General features: G+C 63.5%; 3 protein-coding genes. 1 reads left to right on the top strand and 2 read right to left on the bottom strand.

Annotated elements, in window-relative coordinates:
* A partial coding sequence (locus tag VGY55_19005) for an ABC transporter permease (GenBank protein HEV2972069.1) occupies positions 1-2386 on the top strand: 2386 nt, incomplete at its 5' end.
* Between the two features lie 94 nt (positions 2387-2480).
* Here the strand turns inward: VGY55_19005 and VGY55_19000 are convergent.
* Both VGY55_19000 and VGY55_18995 read right to left on the bottom strand, forming a co-directional pair.
* Positions 2481-3299 (bottom strand): TrmH family RNA methyltransferase, encoded by an 819-nt coding sequence (locus VGY55_19000; protein HEV2972068.1) that lies wholly within the window; start codon positions 3297-3299, stop codon positions 2481-2483.
* 7 nt (positions 3300-3306) lie between these two features.
* The gene (locus tag VGY55_18995; GenBank protein ID HEV2972067.1) at positions 3307-4254 is read right to left on the bottom strand and encodes a class I SAM-dependent methyltransferase; all 948 of its coding nucleotides are present in this window, start codon (positions 4252-4254) and stop codon (positions 3307-3309) included.
* Between the last annotated feature and the right edge of the window lie 106 nt (positions 4255-4360).

The following is a 4360-nucleotide window of genomic DNA, read 5'->3' as shown; positions in this document are numbered from 1 at the left end:
GTCGATCGTGGAATTGGACGGCGCCGCGGCCGATCCAAATCTGACCCCGGAATTGAAAGGCGTCACAGACAAAAAGTCGATCGCCAATTGGAATCCCCCGTTCAAGTTTTATCCGGATCGCGTGCGCAGCCGTCCGCCGCACAATGAGGACGATCTCTATTGGCAGAAGTACCATGCGACTCCCAAGGCCTTCCTCTCGCTCGCGACCGGCCGACGGCTATGGAGCAGCCGCTTCGGCGATACGACGACGTGGCGAATTCCGCCGCGGTCGGGAATGACGGTCGAGACCCTCACGAAACGACTGGAAGCCGAACTCGATCCGACCAAACTCGGATTCGAGTTTCTGCCGGTCAAGCGATTGGGACTCATGGCGGCCAGCGGCACGACGCCGTTCAATCTGCTCTTTCTCGGATTCAGCTTTTTCATCATCGCGGCGGCCGTGATGCTCGTGGCGCTGTTGTTCAAATTGGGGATCGATGGCCGCGCCGGCGAGATTGGCACGCTCCTGGCCATTGGATTCAGCCGCCGCAAGATTCGCCGGCTGCTCGTAGCCGAAGGATTCGTGGTTTCGCTTATCGGTGGATCGCTGGGCGTTGCCGCCGGCCTGGGTTATGCCTGGCTGATGATCGAAGGTCTGCGGACCTGGTGGCTGGCGGCGGTCGTCACTCCCTTCTTGCAGCTCTACGTGACCGGCGAAAGCTTGCTCATCGGTTTTGCCGCCGGCGTATTGGTGTCGCTCGTGACCATTGCCTTGGCGCTGCGGCAGCAAGGCCGCGTCTCCGTCCGCCGGCTGCTCTCGGGAGAAGCGGCTGAGCCTCCGCAAATCATTCGGCGCAGCCGAATCTTACTCCCTCTCCCTCTGGGAGAGGGCCGGGGTGAGGGCAATCGCGACCCGGAAAGCGCTGAAGACGGTCGGGTTCCACTGGCAGGTTCCCCTCACCCTAACCCTCTCCCAGAGGGAGAGGGAACCGATCGGCGACGGGCGAATTGGACGCGCATCGGCTGCGTTTCCGCATTGCTTCTGGCGATCGCGCTCGTCACGCTGCTCGGCGGGCGGACGAGCGGCGAGGAACAGGCCGGAGTGTTCTTTACGAGCGGATTCCTTGTGCTTTCCGCCATGTTGGCTCTCATCTGGGACCAATTGCGAGCGGATCGCGGCGCGGCGCGGCTCGAATCGCGAGGCACTCTGTCGCGGCTGGCGGTTCGCAACGGCGCCCGGCATCCGCTGCGCAGCACGCTCACCATCGGCTTGATGGCCGCGGCCAGCTTCCTGATCGTTTCGATCAGCGCGTTTCGGCTCGAGCCGCCGCGAGCAGGCGCATCACTGCACAGTGGCGACGGCGGTTTTGCCCTCTATGCCGAGACCGATCAGCCAATCTATCAAGACTTGAATACCCCAGCGGGTCGCGGGGAACTGAGCTTCGATTCTGACGCGGAGAAGCAGCTCGCCGAAACCGAGATCATCGGGCTGCGCGTGCAAGCCGGCGATGATGCGAGCTGCTTGAATCTTTACCAGCCGCGGCAGCCGCGAATTGTCGGCGTAACACCGGAGTTCGTGAAGCACGACGGTTTCGAGTGGTCCGGCTCGTCGGCGACGACTGATCAAGAGCGCGAGAATCCGTGGCTCTTGATCGAGGCAGCGGCGAAGTCGGAGAGCGGCGCGGCCGCCGTCCCCGTCGTGCTCGATGAGAACACGGCCACTTACAGCCTGCATCTCGGCGGCGTCGGCTCGACATACGACATTACCGATTCGCTTGGCCGGAAGGTTCGGCTACAGGTGGTCGGGCTGCTCAAGAACAGCTTGTTCCAGGGGGACCTGCTCATGCGCGAATCCGACCTATTGCGGCTGTTCCCCGAGACGAGCGGCCAGCGAGTTTTCTTGATCGACACGAAGCAACAACGCCCTTCGGAAGTTCGCCAAGCGTTGGATAGCGCGCTCGGCGATTACGGCTTCGACGCCGAGACGTCTTCTCACCGGCTCGAATCATTCATGGCGGTGCAGAACACGTATCTTTCGACGTTCCAAAGCCTGGGAGGTCTCGGACTGTTGTTGGGCACGGTCGGGCTGGCGGTCGTGCAGTTGCGGAGCGTGCTCGAGCGCCGCGGCGAATTGGCCCTGATGCGGGCGGTCGGCTTCCGGCGCCGGCGACTGGCCAGCCTGGTCATGCTGGAAAACGCCGCCCTACTGCTAGCCGGCCTCTTGACCGGCACCATCGCCGCCCTCGTCGCAATCCTTCCCCAGCTCATCGGCGGCAGCGCGACAACTCCCTGGCTTTGGCTCGCCGGCACCCTGATCTTGGTCCTCGTGGTCGGTCTCTTCGCCGGCCTGCTGGCCGTCCGCACGACGCTCCGCGCGCCCCTGATTCCAGCTCTGCGCGAAGAATGAGATCCGCCTGTAGGGGACGCTCTCCACGGTGTTACTCCGCGCCGCTAACCCCGCCGCTGTGCGAAGAATGAGATTGGCCGCGGACAAGTGGATGTCACTTCCGGCCCGCTGGCTTGTCTCTCTGCCGCAAGGCTTCGTAAAACAGCACCGCGGCGGCAGCCGAGACGTTTAGGCTATCGACGTCGCCACGCATCGGTAGCCGAATCGGGCTCACGCTCGGTCCGCTCCAGAGCTGAGTTAACCCTTCCGATTCGCTGCCGAGCACGATGGCGGCGGGGCGCGAGAGATCAACGTCGGCGTAATTCGTTTTTGCGTCAACGCGGGCGACGAAGACGCTGATCCGTTGTGCGACCAGCCAATCGCGGACGGCGGTCGCCGGAGCCGTGCCAACGGGCACCGTGAAAACCGCCCCCAGACTCGCCCGGATCGTGTTCGGATTGAAGAGATCGGTGCCGCCGTCGGCGATGATCAGGGCCGAGACGCCCGCGGCATCGGCGCTGCGCAGCACGGCGCCGATGTTCCCCGGCTTTTCGACTCCTTCGAGAACCGCCACCAGCGGGTTGGCCGGCAATTGGATATCGGCCAGTGAGCGCTCGGGCGTTTTCGCAATCGCCAGGATACCTTCGGCCCGTTCGCCAAAAACCATTTTCTCGAACACGGCGGGCGTGACGCGCGATTGCCGCACTGGCAGCGTCGCGAGCCGCTCGAGCACCCATCGGCAATCGCTCGAGCGACAGAGCGATTCACAGAGAAACACCTCGGCGAGGTCGACGCCAGCTTCAATCGCCCGGCGAACTTCGCGCCCGCCGTCAATGAGCACCTGCCCTTGCTTGCGCCGCTCCCGCCGCTCGCGAAGTTTTGCGGCATCCTTGACGCGCTGGTTTTGCAAACTGGTGATGTCTTCCATAGGCATTTGGCCGTTATTCGGCGGAACAACGGGCGTGGACGCCGCAGGGCAGCCGGTTTTCCGATGCGGATTCAATAGATAATTCGCCGGCTGCAACTCGATCCGCACAAACGGAAATGCAGCGGTCGGATTCTGGCGGCGCCTTCATGAAGGCCGCGCTTAGCAATTCTCTCGCCGCTGCCGGTGTGACGCTCTGCGTGTGGCAGGTTAGCAGGACGAACCGGCGTCGGCCGGCGGTCAGTTCGGTGCAGGCGGCCAAGAGCGCAGGCAGGTCGTCTTCGAGCTTCCACGTTTCGCCGGCTGGGCCGTGGCCGAAGCTGGGAGGATCGAGGATCACGGCGTCGTAGCGATTGCCGCGCTTCAGCTCGCGGCGGACGAACCGCGCGGCGTCTTCCACGATCCAGCGGATCGGCGCGGAGGCGAGTCCGGATAGTTCCGCATTTCGCCCGGCCCACGCGACCACATTGCGAGCGCTATCGACGTGAACGACCTCGGCCCCGACCGCAGCGGCCGCCAACGTGCTCCCGCCGGTATGGGCGAAGAGGTTCAAAACCTTAAGGCGCGGGCTTTCGGCCGCCGGCGCGCGAACCTGCCGTGCGATCCACTTCCAATTCGCCGCCTGTTCGGGGAAGACGCCGACATGCCCGAAATCGGTCGGCTTGAGTTCAAAACGAAGCGGACCGAACGCGACCGTCCATCGCTCCGGCAGCGCATCGCACGGAATCCATCTTCCGCGCTCTCCACCGCGTGGATCGCCGACAACCTCGAACCGCGCTGTCGCTTGCGACCAAAGCTCCGGCTGGGAGCGGGCAACCTCTCCAGCCGCTGGCGCCGGGCGGTCGAGCATCATCGAGCCAAAACGCTCCAGCTTTCGCCCCTCGCCGAAATCGAGCAGCTCGTAGTCGGCGGAAGCGAACATGAAGAAATGGAGCTGCTCGGGCGTCACTAAGTCAGCAGTCAAATCCCGTAAATCCTGTTAATCCTGTCAAAAAATGCTTCGTCTATTCTTGACAGGATTTACAGTATTGTCACTCACTTCCTCGTCCGCCGCCCTGCCGTCTTCCGCT

Source organism: Pirellulales bacterium (genome assembly GCA_035939775.1).
Taxonomy (GTDB): domain Bacteria; phylum Planctomycetota; class Planctomycetia; order Pirellulales; family DATAWG01; genus DASZFO01.
The sequence above is the reverse complement of the archived record's forward strand: the minus strand, read 5'-3'. Positions and strand labels throughout refer to the sequence as shown.

What these genes read in the sequence shown, in the direction of transcription:
- VGY55_19000 (HEV2972068.1), bottom strand. Translation starts at nt 3,299, where the DNA reads ATGCCTATGGAAGACATCACCAGTTTGCAAAACCAGCGCGTCAAGGAT.